This is a genomic window from Sphingomonas sp. SRS2, from assembly GCF_000971055.1.
Lineage (GTDB): Bacteria > Pseudomonadota > Alphaproteobacteria > Sphingomonadales > Sphingomonadaceae > Rhizorhabdus.
Map to the genome: position 1 here is coordinate 14,906 of NZ_LARW01000102.1, position 16,165 is coordinate 31,070.

The window sequence follows — 16,165 nt, forward strand, 5'->3', positions numbered from 1 at the left end:
CGTATACCCTGCGGCATCTACCGCATCGCCATACCACCATTAACGTCCAAACAGGCGCCATTGACATATTCTGCTGCCGGGCTGGCGAGATAGGCGATCGCTGCGCCGATATCTGCTGCCTCGCCGATGCGCGTCGCAACCGAGCGGGCGAGATATGGCGCATCTTGTTCGGGGGACATCAGGCGACGCAACATCGGTGTCGCGATCGCCCCGGGAGCAACCGCATTGACCGTGATGCGTAGGGCCGCCGCCTCTCCAGCGGCGGCGCGCGTGAAGGCTAGCACCGCGCCCTTCGACGCCACATAGGAGGGCGGGCCATTTACCGACAGCACCTGTGCTGCCATCGACGCCACCAGCACGATGCGGCCGTGCTCGACGGGCTGCAACGCCCGTCGCCGCAACATCTCTCGGGTGCACAGGAACGTTCCGCGGGCGTTGAGTGCCATGACCTGGTCCCAGTCCGCCTCAGTCGTATCCCGAAGCGTCGGCCGCTTGCCATCCACGAGCCCCGGCGTTCCGGCTGCGACAACGAGCACCGCCACCGGGCCCAGGTCGCGCTCTACCGCCTCGAACGCGGCTTCGATCGAACTCGCGTTCATCACATCACAGACATAGCCTCTGTGTCCGCCGCCCGTGAGCCTGGCTGCCACGACCCGCGCCTTGTCGAGCGCGAGATCTGCAATGGCGATTGTCGCACCGCCGTCGGCCAGCGCAGCAGCTGCAGCAGCTCCAATTCCGCTTGCTCCGCCAATGATCAGCGCGGTACGCCCCATGATCTACTCCTGATCTTGCATCTAACGTTTTTCCGCGCAGCACGCCCGGACTTCTGACATCCCGATAGCGGATGCCTTGTGTGATCCCCCTAGCGGCATTGCTCCGTCAAGGTGACGTCGGATATGAAAGGCAAGCCGTCTACGAGTAAGCGAATTGAGGATCGCGAAGGCGAGGAAGCCGGCCCGGTGAAGGTAATCGATGCGACAACGTCTGGATATCGCGCCGGACATACCCAGAATCGAAAAGGTGTGGCCGGCGAAGCGATAGTTACCGGAGAAGCGCAGCCATGTCAGGCGGCCCCGCCGTCAACAATGAAGTCGGTTCCAGTCATGTAGCTCGACGCCGTCGAGCACAGGAATCGAATCCCAGCGGCGAGTTCCTCCGGTTCGCAATTGCGTTTGAGTGATGTGACAGCGATCGCAGCAGCCTCCTGCTGCGCCTGCGAAGGGGCCAGTCCAAGTTCTATGTAACGCGCATGTACTGTCGATGCCATGCCGAGCCGATTGCTGCCTCCAGGATAGAAGGCATTGGCTCGGATCGGATAGCCAAGGCGTCCATACTCCTTGGATGCGCTGCGGGTAAGGCTCGTCACCGCAGCCTTGCTGGCCGAATATGCCGAAGAAAAGCCGCGCGGTCGCATGCCCGCCGGGGACGATACATTCACTACCGAAGCACCGCCCCGTCGCCCCTCGCCAGCGATGCGCAGTAACGGGAGCAGTGCCTGCAACGAAAGAAGCACGCTTTCCACATTGGTATGGAATACTCGTCGCCAGTCGGCAAGCGAGGTTTCCTCGATTGAGCCGATGACGATCGTGCCAGCATTATTGACCAGGCAATCGAGCCGTCCATAATCTTGCTCGATAGCACTCCGCACCGCCCCCCAATCCTCGGGCGAGGAAACATTATGTCGCATCCACTTCGCGACTTGGAGGTTCGGCGGGCATTCGCCTAGATCGCTGCCTATTACAATCGCGCCCGCCCGCGTCAGCGCTGCGCAAGTTGCCGTGCCAATCCCACCTGCAGCACCGGTAACCAGTGCAATCGCGTCCGCGAGTCCATCGTTGCCGTTCTGCATCTTCTCTTCCTATGGCCTGCGCGATGGTCGTTGCCCTGGACCCGCTGCGTGGTGGTGCGCGCGCTTCGGGACCCTCGCCCTGGTGACGCGTCCGTCCGGCCGGCAATATCGGCGGGTCTAAATACCGTCCAATAACTTTTCATGGTCGCACGATGGCCTTTTGCTATCGGCGATCCTTGTAGGAACCTCCAACGAGCACAAACGGAGGCTCCCCGACAGCCCGCACATCAATAACGCAGCGGAGAGTTTTCCTATCTTGCTTGAGAGGGCGCGTGCTTCCGTCGGCTCTGGCCATGCGACCTCCTTAAAGCGCCATCAGCAGAGATCAATTCAAGAAACACATTAGATGATAAGAATATATTATTAGACTTAATCGGCTACGGCTTTCAAATGTCCGGCATCATCTTTTATTTTGTGACACCATGCTGCTCCGGGATTTAGCGTCTGGGGATTGACGACGCGCTTACCTACGGACTGTCGTTATTGATTGAGGTGCATATGCCGGTTCCAGGAGGCCATGTTCAGACGCCTAAACAGACTTGCAACGCGGCGTATTTCACGCCCGACACTAAGGCGACGGTGGACTTCTACACGAACATCCTGGGGCTGGAGTTTTGGAGTGCGGTCATTGACAGCCGCCTCCCATCCACAGAAGAGGTACCGCCCTATTTCCATATCTTCTTCCGCCGGCCTGACGGTTCACAGATCGCGTTTTTCGAATGTTCGGGAGTTCCCGACCGGGGGCTGGTGCCGCCCGCGGGCTACCATGATTCAATCATCTCGCACTCGACGTCTATGGTCGCGAAGCCGTCGATGCCTGGGCGGAATGGCTTGCGTCGCAAGGGGTGGAGGTCGTCGGCCCCGTCGATCGCAAGATCATCTACAGCGTCTATTTTTCCGACAATAACGGCCTTCGCAGCGAGATAACGGCCACGCTCGATCCCAGCTGGAACCACCAGCCGGAGCAGGCGTCCAACGACCTAGCACTGTGGGAGCGGGTCAAAGCAGAGGCCCTCCATACTGGCAGGGACGTCAGCACCGCGTTGTTCGAGACCATCGAGCGTGAGCGAGAACTCGGCACGATCACGGTCCATTACTAGCGCCTAGAGCAAGGCGGAAACGAAAGAGCCGGGGTACATCGGCGACGACCAGACGGACGGATTATCGGGAAAACCCGGCGCGGCCGCAGCACAACCAACGCTCAACCCATTGAATATACAGGGAGGGGAATAAGATGAAAAACAGGTTTTTGAATGGGGTCGGCCTTTGTGCCGCACTGGCGCTTCCCGCCGTCGCGCATGGCCAGGCTGCGGAGCCCGCCGCCAGCGCGGATGCGTCCACGCTGGCGCAAGGCGGCGACGCGAAGATCGACGACATCATCGTCACCGCCCGCCGCAAGAGCGAGCGATTACAGAATGTGCCTGTCGCTATCACCGCCATCACGGCAGCGGATATCCAGCGCCGGAACATCGTCTCGGTTCAGGACATCCAGCGGCAAGTGCCGTCACTGCAGAGCCGGCAAGTTGCCAGCAGTCGAGACCAAATAAGCTTCCGGCTGCGCGGCCAAGGCCAATCAATCGCCGGAAGTCTGCCAGCGGTGGTCGCATATTTTGAAGATGTTCCGACGAACGCAGCCGGCCCGGGCCTGCTCTATGATCTGGAGAGTATCCAGATCCTCAAAGGCCCTCAAGGGACGCTCTTCGGGCGAAATACGACCGGCGGCGCCATTCTGTTGAATCCCCGCCGTCCCGATGGCGAACTTGGCGGTTCCATCGATCTGACGGCAGGGAATTACGGGCTTCGACGGGCGCAGGGCGCGCTCAACGTACCGATCAGCGATTCCCTGAAGATTCGCTTTGCGTTCGATTCGAACCAGCGGAACGGCTTTACCAAGGATCTCGGCACGGGCGCCGATCTGGATGATCGTAATTATTTCGGATGGCGCGTCGGCATATTGCTGACGCCTGTCGAGGGCCTGGAGAATTACTTTGTCTACGACAGGTATAGAAGCCGTTCCAATGGTGGATCGGTCGTTCTTCTCGACATCCGGCCCGGCTCGCTTGCGACGACGCTTTTCCCCGGGATAACCGGCGACCTCGTCGAGCAGCGGCGGCGGGGCAAGCGTATCGTCGAGTTCTCGACCCTGACCGCGTTCGATGATGTCGACACGGAATCGATAACGAACGTGCTGACCTATAAGGTCTCTGATCAGCTATCGCTGAAAAATATCCTGGGATACCGGATGTCGCGTCAGCGCTTCACCGGTGACTCGGATGCAACCCGATTCCCCATAATCGAAGAGCGGCAATCGCCCGAATATCACTCGGGATCCTACTCCAACCCCCAGTCGCAGAAGGCCGTCACCGCCGAATTGCAGGCGCAGGCGAGCCTGCTGGACAAGCAGCTCAGTCTTATCCTCGGCATCTACTACGAAAACATCAAACCTGAATCGAGTTCGAACATCGACGAGACGATCCAGTTCGGCAATCGCGTCTCGCTTGCGACGTTACGTTACGATCGAAGCAAGGCGGTGTTCGGACAGGCCACTGCCGACCTGAGCCGGCTGATCACCGGGCTCAGATTTACCGGAGGTGTCCGATACACCGTCGATAACCGGCGGATTCGGGCGAAGAATGTTTCGAACGGCGTCTGCACGACGGTGCTCGCCGACGCGAATTGCTTCCGCGAAATCGCCGCCAAGTTCAGCGAGATCACCTACAACATCAGCGCGGAATACCAGCCGACCGACAGCACGCTCATCTACCTCGCGCATCGAAAGGGTTATAAGAGCGGCGGCTTCAACCCCGGCGTCGCACTGGGGCTGCTCTCAGTCTTCGGCCCCGAACGGGTGCGTGATGCCGAGCTGGGGATCAAGACCGACTTCCGTCTCGCCTCGATGCCTGTTCGCCTGAACCTGGCTGGTTACGTGAGCAAGCTGACCGATATTCAGCGTACGCGGCAGGTGCTTGCTAACGGTCAGAGCTTCACCGCCACCGGGAATGAGGGGTCCGCCAACATCAACGGTATCGAAGTCGAATTTTCGGCGGTGCCCGTCGATGGCGTCCGGCTATCCAGCTTTTACTCCTACACGGACGCGGGCTATAATCTTCCGGCGTTGAAAAATACGCCTTTCACCATAACGCCCAAGCACAAATTCGGTGTGTCGGGTAGCTACAAGATGGACCTGGGCGAGGGAGTTGGTACCATTACTCCCTTCGCGAGCTATTCCTATCAGTCCTTGACGCATACATCGAACACGCCGGATTTCCGGGACGTTCAGAAGGGCTATGGCATTCTCGATGCAAGAATAGATTGGGATAAATTCCTCGATACGCCCGTGAGTGTTTATGTTTTCGCGAATAACATCACGAAGCGTTCCTATCTGACGACCTTCCTGCAATTCTATAACGGGATAGGTTTTTCCGCCGGGGCGTTCGGCGAGCCGCGGATGTTCGGCGCCGGGGTCAAGTACGGCTTCTGAGGTACGAGGGGGGCGGGTCGATCGCGCCTCCCTCTTTGCCTGCGTCGAGCCTGAGCATTACCGCATCTACCGACATCCGGCGACCTGGTGGAAGCCGGACCCACAGGAGGCGATCCTTGTCTGTTCTCGAAGAGCTCTCTGCCGAAGACCAAAGGGCGGTTGAGGCGATCGATGGCGCCGATGTCAACGTACTGCGTCTGGCGTTGCTCCAGATCACGGGCGACGCCGCGCTGGCGGGGATGAAAGTCGTCAAGACGCCCGCCCGGGGCGGGGTTCTGGAGGCTGACACGCTGGCCGTGGAGCATCATGCCGAGGTCAGGCGCGCGGCCCTGGACTATATCCGGAAGAGCAGGATCTCATCTGCGGAGACTCCACCGCCGCCGTCGCGGGAGAAGGCCTATGAGCTGATGAAGACATTCTCGGCGGGCGACATATCTCCCGAGGAATTGCGGTTTGGCTATGAGGAGCTCGCGTTTGAGGATTTCCCTAGGCAAGTGAACTGGCAAGGCAAGCCCCCGGCGGATGTCATCGCCGACTTCGAGGTTCTCATAATCGGGGCCGGGATCAGCGGGGTGGCGCTTGGCGTCACCCTCAACCAGCTTGGCATCCCTTATACCATCTTGGAACGTCATGAGGGACTCGGCGGCACATGGTGGATAAATGACTATCCCGATTGCCGGGTGGATATCACCAGCTATTCATATCAGTTCAAGTTCGAGAAGAAATATCCTTGGTCCGAATATTATTCGTCGCGGGACGAGACCCTTAAGTACGTCCAGCATGTCGCCGATAAGCACGATATAGCGTCGCATGTGAACTTCGGCTCCGAGGTGGTATCGGCAACCTGGGTCGAGGCGGAAGCCAAATGGCATGTCGCCACCAAGGATGCTCACGGTGTCGAGCGCATCTGGGTAGCCAATGTCCTGATCAGCGCAGCGGGTTTATTCGCCACCCCCAAGCTGCCCGAGATAGCCGGGATAGAGACGTTCGAAGGTGCGATATTCCACACGACGCAGTGGGACCATGATTTCGATTATCGCGGCAAAAAGGTAGGCTTGATCGGCAATGGTTCCACCGGTAGCCAGCTCATGCCGGGGATCGCGCAGGCCGCCAGCGAGCTCACGATCTTCCAGCGGACGGCCCAATGGGTCATGCCGGCGGAGAATTACCGCGACGCGCTTCCCGCGGATGTGTCGTGGCTGATCGAGAACATCCCGTTTTACTGGAACTGGTTATGTTACTCGACCTTCTCGACGACCTGCCGATTGCAGGAGCTGCAGGAATATGACCGCGCGTGGCAGGCCAATGGCGGCACGATCAGCCAGCGCAATGACAAGCTGCGAGCGAACCTTCTGAAATATATCGAGTCCAAAGTTGGCGACGCCCCCGAACTGCACAACAAGCTCCTCCCCCGTTTCGCCCCGCTGGGCCGACGGTCGGTGGTCGACAACGGGTGGTATGAGGCGCTCCGCCGAGAGAATGTAACTTTGTCGACCGAGAATATTACGCGGATCACCCCCAAGGGCATCGAAACCAGCGACGGCAAGCACCACGATCTCGACATGCTGATACTGGCCGCCGGTTTCCATGCTTCCAGATATCTTTGGCCGATCAAATATGTTGGCCGCGATGGCGTCACGTTGGAAGAGGTGTGGGCGAAGGACGGGCCGCGATCCTATCTGGGCATGACCCTGCCCGGATTTCCGAACTTTTTCATCATGTACGGCCCCAACGGCCAGCCACGGGCAGGCGGTTTTTTCTCCTGGGCCGAAATATGGACACGCTACATCCTGGCGCTGATCACCAAGATGATTGAGAGCCGCAGCTCGTCGGTTGAAGTGCGCCGCGAGGTATTTGACGATTATAATCGCGAGATGGACGAGGAGATGAAAAACCTCATTTGGGAAAATGAGGCCAAGGGAAGCTACTTCCTCAACGAATTCGGAAGGATGGCCATAAACCTTCCCTGGAGAGCGGAAAAATATCACGCGATGGTGGAAAGCCCCGATCTTGCGGACTTCGAGCTTCGATAGGGTCAACGTCCAATCGCGTAGTTGAGGAAAAGAGGACCGCGGTGAACGATCTCAGTGCGATGCATCTGGTAGACGAAGAGCTCAGGCAGGCGCTGGGATCGCTTTTCCCGCCGCTCGACTTCGGCTCACAGGACTTGGCCGGCATGAGGAAGGGGTTGGCCACAGCCGTCCAGCCGTCCAACTTCGATCATCTCGATATCAGCGTCGAAATTATCGAGATAGCGGGCGGCGATGGTCAGCCGCTCACCATCATCCTTTATCGCCCACGCCGCGCTATCGGCCCTTGCGGAGCCTTGCTGCACATCCATGGGGGAGGGTTCGTAACCGGTTCGCCGCTGCAATCGCAGGAGAACCAAGCGAAAACATGTGCGGAACTCGCATGTGTCATCGTCGCGCTCGGCTATCGCTTGGCACCCGAGACGCGGTTTCCGGGCGCGCTGGAAGATTGTTACGCAGCGTTGCAATGGCTTGCCAACGAGGCGCCTTCGCTGGGAGTGGATCCCGCTCGCATCGCCATAGGCGGCGAGAGCGCCGGGGGCGGCTTAGCGGCTGGCCTCGCACTTCTCGCGCGTGATCGCGGCGAGATAAAGATCGTCTTCCAGAGCCTGATCTATCCCATGCTGGACGACCGGACCTGCATCGCGAGCGATCCGCATCCCCATACAGGACATTTCGTATGGACCAATGAGCAGAATCGCTTCGGCTGGTCGGCAATACTCGGCGTCGAGCCCGGCACTGCCAGTATTTCCTCCTATGCTGCGCCGGCGCGTGCGAAAACGCTTGGGGGCCTTCCCCCCACCTTCATTGCGGTGGGCGCGCTCGACCTCTTCCTGGAAGAGGATCTCGATTATGCGCGTCGCCTAACGCGCGCGGGCGTGGCCGTCGAACTCCACATATATCCGGGCGCCTATCACGGCTTCGTGCGCGTGCCCGATGCGAAGGTCGCCATAGCCGCGCGTCAACAAAGCCAGGAGGCGTTACGTCGTGCGCTTGTCGCACCGGCGGACCGGTCGGCTGACGGCGACGCAGCGGCCGCCCTGGTATCGAGATCGGATACCACGAGATGATCCAGGAGTTGCGGCGCTATTCGATAATGCCGGGACGAATGCCGGATATGCATCTGCGCATGCGCGACACATTGCTGCCGATGTTCGAACAACTCAATGTGCCACGTCCTCAGATCATCTGGTCGAGCTGCGATGACGTCTTTTCGTGGATATTGGCATGGGAAAGCTATGAGCAGCGCCAGGCTGGATGGAGCCGCGTCTATCCAGCCTGGCACAAGATAAAGATGAGCCTCGGCGACCAGGAGTTCGTGACCCAGACCGAGCTCACGCTCATCCAGCCTTGGTTGCAGATGCCATCCTTCCAGCGCGTCAAACAGGGAAGCTGTGAAACGGCCTGGCATGTCAGACCGCATATCAGCCACGTCGGCCGATTTCGGGAAGCCTGTCTCGAAACGGTATTCGCGGGCTTCCAAAAGGCCGGCGCGACCTCGGTGGCGGGTTTCGACATGCTGTTCGGGCCGCTCCCTCAGATGCTGATTTTGGTCAGCTGGCCTGACCCGCAGCTACGACAAGCGGCATCGGCTCTTTCGGCACCACATATCGAACGATGTCGTGGAGCATCGGGAGACTTGACGGCGCCGGCTCTCGTTTCCGAACGCTCCGAATTTCTGGACCGGGCCGGTTATCTGTGAGCGACGCATGAAATCACAGAGCAGGGCTTGATATGCTGATGAGAGGTCGAGATTTTCTTCCACGCATCGTTCCAGCCCGAATTTCAGGAGGATATGCCTCTGCCGCGAACACCAGTGCCGACAAGCCGTACCGCGTGATTAGGGGCGTCGATCATTATTATCGCAACGCGCCCGATCTGCTTTGGCAAGCCACGGTGATGTCGGGTGCGTGGCTTTCCGAGCGGCGCGCGCGGGGTCGAGTGAGTTTCTGTCGGCCGGCGGCTGCAGAGTTCGAAGTCGTGCCGAACTCTCATCGGCGGGCATTCGGGCGAAGGTGAAGCAATGAGGTATTCGAAATGACGCAAGCACAATCGCCAGCGGGCGCCCTGTTATCGGATGCCATGGAACATGGCGCGGGTCATCAGGGCTGGTCGCCGAGCCGGCGGCGCGTTGCGCTCGGCGCCCTAATGGTCGCGTACGGCCTCAACATCGCCGATCGACAGCTGATCTCGATCCTGGCTGGCCCTATCAAGGCTGATCTGAGGTTGAGCGATACCGAGATCGGCCTGATGGGCGGTGTGGCTTTCGCGATCTTCTATGCCGCCTGCGCGCTTCCGCTATCCTTCCTCGCCGATCGGTGGAGCCGGGCCAACGTCATCGCAATCGGCCTGGGGCTCTGGAGCTTCTTCACCCTGCTGTGCGGCGCTGCTCAAAGCGGGTTGCACCTGTTTCTTGCGCGGCTGGGAGTCGGGTTCGGCGAAGCCGGAGGCGCCGCGCCGTCCTTCTCGCTGGTCGCGTCTTATTATCCGCCAGAGGGCCGCGCACGCGCGGTCGCGCTGTTAAATTTCGCGTCGCCTATCGGCGCCGGGCTTGGGCCGCTGCTCGGTGCGGTGATCGCCAGCCTGCTGCATTGGCGCTGGGCGTTCATAATCGCGGGGGCGGTCGGCCTGATTTTCGTGCCCTTCTTTCGATGGGCCGTGCGCGACCCTTCGCCGGCGATCCGGCCCAAAGGAGTCGAAGCCATTGCCGCGATGTCCGCCGATGAACGCAAAGCCAGCATCGGTCGCCTGCTGCGCTCGCACTGTTTCTGGTTCCTGGCCATCGGGTCGGCGATCAGCTCAATGGTGCTCAATGGCATGGTTTTCTGGCTGCCGTCCTTCCTCCAGCGTAGCTTCGGACTCGACATCATCAGCAGCGCCGTGCTGTTCGCCATGCTAACCACTCTAGGCGGGATTGTGGGTGTCTGGGTCAGCGGCTGGACGATGGACAGATTCGGTACGAACAAAAGGCTTTATGTCCTCTATCCGGCCATCGCCGGCCTGGCATCGCTGCCATTCTACTCGATCGGCCTCAATGCGGCCTCGATATGGATCGCTACCCCCCTTCTTTTCGTCGGCGTCGTTCTCAGCTTCTCATTCCCCACGCCGATCTACGTCGCCGTGCAGCATCTGGTACCTGCCGGACTGCGTTCGACGAGCACCGCTACCTTCCTGTTCATAAATAACAGCATTGGCATAGGGCTGGGCATCGTCCTTCTTGGATTCATCTCCGACCGGCTGGCATCGACCTTTGGCACTGACTCGCTCAAATATTCGCTGCTGGCGACGCTGATCTTATATCCGATAGCGGCAATACCCTTCTGGATATCTGCGAGGTCGATCAAACGCGGCTGGATCGCATAGCAGCAATTACGATTTTCATAGAAGGTGGTGGAGCAGAAAAAGCTCACGGAAGCTACTGCAAAGCCGCGCCTGGCTCAGCCGACGCTGGCCCCCCAGCTTGCAAGCCTAGAGTTTCAGCTCGACTGCAATACCCACGGGCGCGAGCGGTAGGCATTCAATCTAACGCCTGCCGGGGAGCTGTTGCTGATGCGTGGCCGAATGCTACTGGCCAAGCGCCGCTCGATATTGAAGGACTTGAAGGCTCTCAACTAGCGGCATCCCGCACATGTAGCGATCAATGGCTCGTTGATCTCGTCGCTGCATCTGTTGCCACAAGCAATGATACGTTTGGCCGTCGCGCAGCCCAGCCTTCGCGTTTCGCTCATCGGCGCGAACAGCGCTGATTATGCGTGGAAAAATCCTGACGTCAGGAAATGCCGTGCGCGATAGCCAAAGGCCATCGCGCTACCATGAAAAGTTATTGGACGCTGTTTCTGGTGGCCGATATTGTCGATGAACCGGATCAACAGGTCCGGGGGAGAAACAAAAAAATGCCCCGTTTTGTCGACCTTTCGATACCAGTTCGCGCGAAGCTTGAGGATGGCATGGGAACACGATCGCGCCAGGCGAGCGATATGGGCGAACTGCGATGAGCGCGGCTTCGCTTGCCGGCCGCATCGCCCTGGTGACCGGCGCAGCCGGCGGTATTGGCGCAGCAACCGCGGACGCGCTTGTAGCTCGTGGCGCTACGGTCGTGCTGTCGGATATCAATATAGATGCGCTGGAAACCACCATGGCGCGCTTCAGGGGCGGCCCTCATCGCGCGCTCAAGCTCGATGTTACCGCAGAGGCCGACTGGGAAACCGCGACGGAGGAGGTGCGCGCCACCTTCGGCAAGCTCGATATATTGGTCAACAATGCAGGCTGGGGCGATCGGCGACTGATTTTCGAGACGTCATTCGACCAGTGGAAAAAGCTCCTCGCGATCAATCTGGACAGCGTGTTCCTGGGCACGAGGCACATGATGCCATTGCTCGAGGCATCGGGGGATGCGGCGATCGTCAACGTATCGTCTATACGAGGGCTCGTTGTCGGCGTGGGCTTCGGACCCTATAGTGCGGCCAAGGCCGGGGTTCACATATTCTCGAAGGCTACGGCGGTCGAGTGCGCCGCCACCGGCCGCAAGGTCAGGGTCAATTCGGTCCATCCTGGCTTCGTGGCGACGCCTATCATGCTCGATATGGTCGGTGAAGCCGGGATTGCCGAACGGTGCCGTGATGTCCCTCAGGGCCGGTTTGCTTTACCGGAAGAGATCGCTACCGCGATCTGCTTTCTTGCTTCGAGCGACGCGAGCTTCGTCAACGGTACTGAGCTCATCGTTGACGGCGGATTTACGGCAATCTAGCGATGTCGGACCATTTGCACGCGCATATGTTCCGTGATGAAGAGCTTGCTACTGTTGCCCGGCGACCGGATCGAGGGTGAAGCATATGCTTGATGAGGATTGGGTGCGCCATGGTACGGTGAAGGGGTTGCTCTGATGAGCCCCCAGCGTTCATCCCAGCGTCTGTCACTCACGAGGCCGCCGAGCTTTGGGCTACGGTGCCAGTCAGCGAGGATGAGCGGATCCACTTCTTTATCTGCCCCGAATGGCCAGGCCGACCTACTCCACCATGACGACTCGGGGCATTCGCGGCTCCCGAGGCATTAGGGAGAGTTGATCAGGCCGCGTCGGGCATCCGGGATGACGATCCGCTCAAGACCATAAAGGCGCCATCGAAGTCGCAGATTGCGACTATTTGCTCCCAGTTGCCGACAATGACATCTCCTCTCGCCCGTAACGATGGAACAGTCCCTCAGCTTTTCAGGGTCGGTTGACGTGAACGCTCGTTAGTCCTGTGGTATCGTCAAGGTGGGCCGGGTTTATTGGCAAGGGGAAGAGCGCCTGGTCCAAATAAGTGAGCATAGTATCAGCGTTCGGGCTGAAGAGGTCGAGGCAGGAATGGATGAAGTTCCCACCGTCCTGCGAGGCTGAGCCGAGCAGCCGTGCGCAAGATGAATGCAGCTCTTGGGAAGGTCAACCCAAGCTTCTGGACGGCGACTTTTAGGGCGCACAGCGGAATGGCAGCTGGTGCTAAGAAGTCTAGCGGCTCGTGGGCCGGGAGCGGACCGTCAGCTTTCGGATACCATCATGCTCGAAGCAGACGATACCATTGCCGAAGATTTGCATCGTCACGATGCAGCGTGCGAGACCAACCTTTCGGCGTTAGCGTCCAAGCGGCGGTCGTACGCAATCGCCGCCGCTGCAATCAATCGTGCAGTCCGAGCCCCGGCTGACGAACTGTCGGTTCCGCCACGAAGGCCTCAGCATCAACACCGGCGTCCTGCAGGAAAGGCGCTTGCGACAGCTGCGCGTAGAGGTTGAGCATTCGGGTTTCGGCGCGACGAATGAAGGTTTCATAGGCCATTGGGAGAAGAGGCACCGCACCAGTTCGCCACGCTCTTGATTGTCCATTGCCACCGCGGTTGCGCACCACGGACGAAAACCTACGCGAAATCCATATGGAGCTTCTCCGCATCGGTGTGCTTGGGTCATTTTTAGGTGCATAGCTTTCGCCTCACCGCCGTGCGTCTCTCAATCCGGCGACCGCCTAAACATGCTTTGATAGCACCACGGGCTATCAGCTGAACCGAACGACAATCGTCACGCGGTGACGGTGTTGCCGTTAGCCAATAAGCATTCTTCTCGCTGAAGCATCGGGGCACTAGATTTTCGAGAAGGTCGGATTCAACAAGGTCATGGTCGCAGCTGCGCGCAAATCGCTGGCATCCTCTCGAGATGGGAGCGTATGTCACGCATCTTTAAGGCTCTCTACTCAGCTCGGGCGCATCTGTGAAGCCGAGCCAGTAAAGCAGCGGGAGCAGATCGCCCCTTCCGCCACCGCGGGATGCCCAGCAGGAGGAGCGCCCACATAGCTGCTGGGTGCCAAAAGATCGCACATTGCCAAGGATTGAGGTGGAAGCACAAAAAATCGATATTTTCTGGAGATTTCTCTACGATCTCATCGGCCTGAACTTACTCCACTGGTGGCCGCCACTGCTTTTGCCGGATCACGATGGCCGCGATTAGCATTGCGGATGTTGTGGACGCTAGCGTCGAACGACGCTGAGTTGCGGAGCGAGATTTTGTGCAAGAAGAACCCCCTCTCGGCGGTCTAACCGTTCACGCCTGCGAACTGGGAAAAGAATATCGGATAGACCGCTCCACGCTCAACCACAGCCATAACAATGGCCTTATAATCAGGGGCATAAATAATTACTATAGCGATTGACAACACCGTATCTAAATTCCACCTTCCCAGCAGGAGGGAGTGCCAATGGAATTTGCCTGGCCACCGGAGGCCCTGCGCTTCGCGAGCGAAGTGTCTGACTTTCTGGATCAAGAGCTTCCAGATTGGTGGAGCATAACCTCTAATACGCTGACGGCTGGCCAGCGGCATTTCGAGTTTTGTCGGGGCTTTGCGGAGAAGCTCGCCAACCGTGGGTACCTGATGCCAAATTGGCCACGGGAGTATGGGGGGCGCGAGGTGAGTTCGTGGGAACTCTACAAGTTGAGCGAGGTGTTTCACACCCGGGGCGAACCGCGTGGCCAGCATTATATGAGTGCGAACTGGGTCGGGCCGGCCATCATGCGCTATGGCACCGCAGAGCAGAAAAGCTTTTTCCTGCCGCAGATGGCCTCCGGCCTGATCCAGTTCTGCCAGGGTTTCTCCGAGCCGGGCGCCGGATCGGATTTGGCGGCCATCCGTACGCGCGCCACGCGAGACGGCGACCAATATGCCATCAATGGGCAGAAGATATGGACCAGCTACGCAGCCACCGCAGACTATTGCGTGCTGCTTGCGCGAACCGACCCGGCATCCCAACGGCGCGACGGCATCTCGATGCTGCTCGTGCCGACCAATCTTCCCGGTATCACGATCCGTCCGATCCCCAATCTGCTGGGCATCGAGGGGGGCGAGCACGGCTTTTGCGAGATTTTCTTCGACGATGTCCGCATCGACATATCGGCGCGGCTGGGTGCGGAGAATGGCGGCTGGGCTGCCGCGATGGATGCACTGGCATTCGAACGCGTCGGTCAGCCCCGCTTCGCGCGCGCTTTGAGGCTGCTCGACCTGACGGCGGAGCAGTGCGCGCAGCGTGGAGAACTGGAAGATCCGATCGTAGCGGAGAAACTGGGCCTTGCGATAGCGGCCTGCCAGGCGGCGCGCGTGCTCAATTACCGCGTCGTCGATTCCCGTGCGCGGGCCGAGCCGCCGGGGCCCGAGGGCAATGTCGCGCGCATGGCGTCGGTTCAAGCCGACCAGCTTGCCGCCGACATGGTCTTCGCCCTTTCGCCCGACGCTCTTGACGACGACTCCATGGCGGACGAAGCCATGCGTTCGGCGATGCCGGCGGGGCATGCCGCCGGCTCGATCGAAGTCAATCTCAACATCATCGCCGAGCGCCTGCTCGGCCTGCCGCGGGCCAGCTGATGGATCTTTCGTTGAATACCGATCAGCAGGCCATGCTCGATGCCGTCGGCATCCTGATACAGCGGGCGCGGGCGCGGGCGCGAGATGCAGGCGGTGCGGTGATCGAGGATGAACTGCAGGCAGCCGGGTTCCTGGATATCGTGGATGCGACCGGCAGCTATTTGGATGCCGCGTTGATTGTTGAAGCGGTGGCGCGTGAGCCTGTGGCATTGCCGATCGCATGGAGAGCCATGCTCGCGCCCTTCCTTGGCCTGGGTTCGATGCGAGTGGCGCCGTGGAGGGCTGGTCATGAGGAGCCGACGCGCTTCGGCGAAGATGTCGAGGCGCTATTGGTGATCGACGAGCCGAACGACCGTCTTGCGCTGGTCCAGCGCGCCGATTGCGGCGTGCGGCACGCGGGATCGGGGTGGGGTTACCCTATGGCGTGGCTCGTGCCGCGCGGCGCCGGGCGGGCAATCGCTCGTTCCGCCGGGGGTGCCCTCGCTCTGTGGCGACTTGGGCTGGCGCTGGAGCTCGTCGGATGTGCGGGCGGAGCCTTTGCCCAGACGGTCACCTATGTGCGAGAACGCGAGCAGTTCGGGAAACCGATAGGCAGTCATCAGGCTATCAAGCATCGCCTCGCCCAGCTGGCGGTCGATCTCGAGGGCGCTCGCTATCTGGCTTTTCAGGCAGCGTATCACGCACCCGACGCCGAGCTGGCGGCCAGCGCGGCCACCCGCGCGACGCTCGTCGGCGCGATGGTTTTTCGCGAGGCGCATCAGATGCATGGGGCGATCGGCTACACGCGCGAATTCGCGCTTTCGGGCTGGACCACGCGCCTGCGCGCGCTGGGCAAGGAACTGGGCGGAACGAGCGCGCACGCCATCGCGGTAACAAGGGCGCGCTTTTCAGGGGCTGCCGAACGGGGTGTGATACAGTGAGGCTCCAT

13 protein-coding genes are annotated in these 16,165 nt (G+C 60.0%); 10 read left to right on the top strand and 3 right to left on the bottom strand.

Annotated features, from left to right (window positions below):
- Positions 1-17: 17 nt before the first annotated feature.
- Together WP12_RS15070 and WP12_RS15075 are read right to left on the bottom strand one after the other, a co-directional pair.
- Positions 18-773: an SDR family NAD(P)-dependent oxidoreductase gene (locus WP12_RS15070; protein WP_046194502.1), complete on the bottom strand. Its 756-nt coding sequence runs from the start codon at positions 771-773 to the stop codon at positions 18-20.
- Between the two features lie 290 nt (positions 774-1,063).
- Positions 1,064-1,849 (bottom strand): SDR family NAD(P)-dependent oxidoreductase, encoded by a 786-nt coding sequence (locus WP12_RS15075; protein ID WP_046194503.1) that lies wholly within the window; start codon positions 1,847-1,849, stop codon positions 1,064-1,066.
- A gap of 845 nt (positions 1,850-2,694) precedes the next feature.
- Between WP12_RS15075 and WP12_RS23485 the strand changes: the two genes are divergently transcribed.
- From WP12_RS23485 to WP12_RS15115, 8 genes are all read left to right on the top strand, one after another.
- Entirely contained in the window at positions 2,695-2,949 is a 255-nt protein-coding gene (locus tag WP12_RS23485) for a hypothetical protein (RefSeq protein WP_052730409.1), read from the top strand.
- 317 nt (positions 2,950-3,266) lie between these two features.
- Complete coding sequence (locus WP12_RS15085; RefSeq protein WP_160299227.1) at positions 3,267-5,330, top strand: TonB-dependent receptor; 2,064 nt, start codon at positions 3,267-3,269, stop codon at positions 5,328-5,330.
- 116 nt (positions 5,331-5,446) lie between these two features.
- Positions 5,447-7,363 (top strand): flavin-containing monooxygenase, encoded by a 1,917-nt coding sequence (locus tag WP12_RS15090; protein ID WP_052730410.1) that lies wholly within the window; start codon positions 5,447-5,449, stop codon positions 7,361-7,363.
- 41 nt (positions 7,364-7,404) lie between these two features.
- Complete coding sequence (locus WP12_RS15095) at positions 7,405-8,430, top strand: alpha/beta hydrolase (protein ID WP_235399152.1); 1,026 nt, start codon at positions 7,405-7,407, stop codon at positions 8,428-8,430.
- Positions 8,431-8,489: 59 nt separating this feature from the next.
- On the top strand, positions 8,490-9,062 hold the full coding sequence (locus tag WP12_RS15100) for a hypothetical protein (RefSeq protein WP_152664017.1): 573 nt from the start codon (positions 8,490-8,492) through the stop codon (positions 9,060-9,062).
- A gap of 335 nt (positions 9,063-9,397) precedes the next feature.
- Positions 9,398-10,723: a spinster family MFS transporter gene (locus WP12_RS15105; RefSeq protein ID WP_046194506.1), complete on the top strand. Its 1,326-nt coding sequence runs from the start codon at positions 9,398-9,400 to the stop codon at positions 10,721-10,723.
- A gap of 449 nt (positions 10,724-11,172) precedes the next feature.
- On the top strand, positions 11,173-11,355 hold the full coding sequence (locus tag WP12_RS15110) for a hypothetical protein (protein ID WP_152664018.1): 183 nt from the start codon (positions 11,173-11,175) through the stop codon (positions 11,353-11,355).
- Positions 11,352-12,107 carry an SDR family NAD(P)-dependent oxidoreductase gene (locus WP12_RS15115; RefSeq protein ID WP_046194508.1) on the top strand — a complete coding sequence of 252 codons (756 nt, stop codon included), beginning with the start codon at positions 11,352-11,354 and terminating at the stop codon, positions 12,105-12,107. Before WP12_RS15110 ends, WP12_RS15115 begins: the two co-directional genes overlap by 4 nt.
- A gap of 904 nt (positions 12,108-13,011) precedes the next feature.
- Here the strand turns inward: WP12_RS15115 and WP12_RS25315 are convergent.
- A complete protein-coding gene (locus WP12_RS25315) occupies positions 13,012-13,170 on the bottom strand; it encodes a hypothetical protein (RefSeq protein ID WP_160299228.1) in 159 nt (52 codons plus the stop codon).
- 909 nt (positions 13,171-14,079) lie between these two features.
- Here WP12_RS25315 and WP12_RS15120 point away from each other — a divergent pair.
- On the top strand, positions 14,080-15,237 hold the full coding sequence (locus WP12_RS15120; RefSeq protein ID WP_046194509.1) for an acyl-CoA dehydrogenase family protein: 1,158 nt from the start codon (positions 14,080-14,082) through the stop codon (positions 15,235-15,237).
- 11 nt (positions 15,238-15,248) lie between these two features.
- Entirely contained in the window at positions 15,249-16,157 is a 909-nt protein-coding gene (locus WP12_RS23495) for an acyl-CoA dehydrogenase family protein (protein ID WP_160299229.1), read from the top strand.
- Positions 16,158-16,165: the final 8 nt, after the last annotated feature.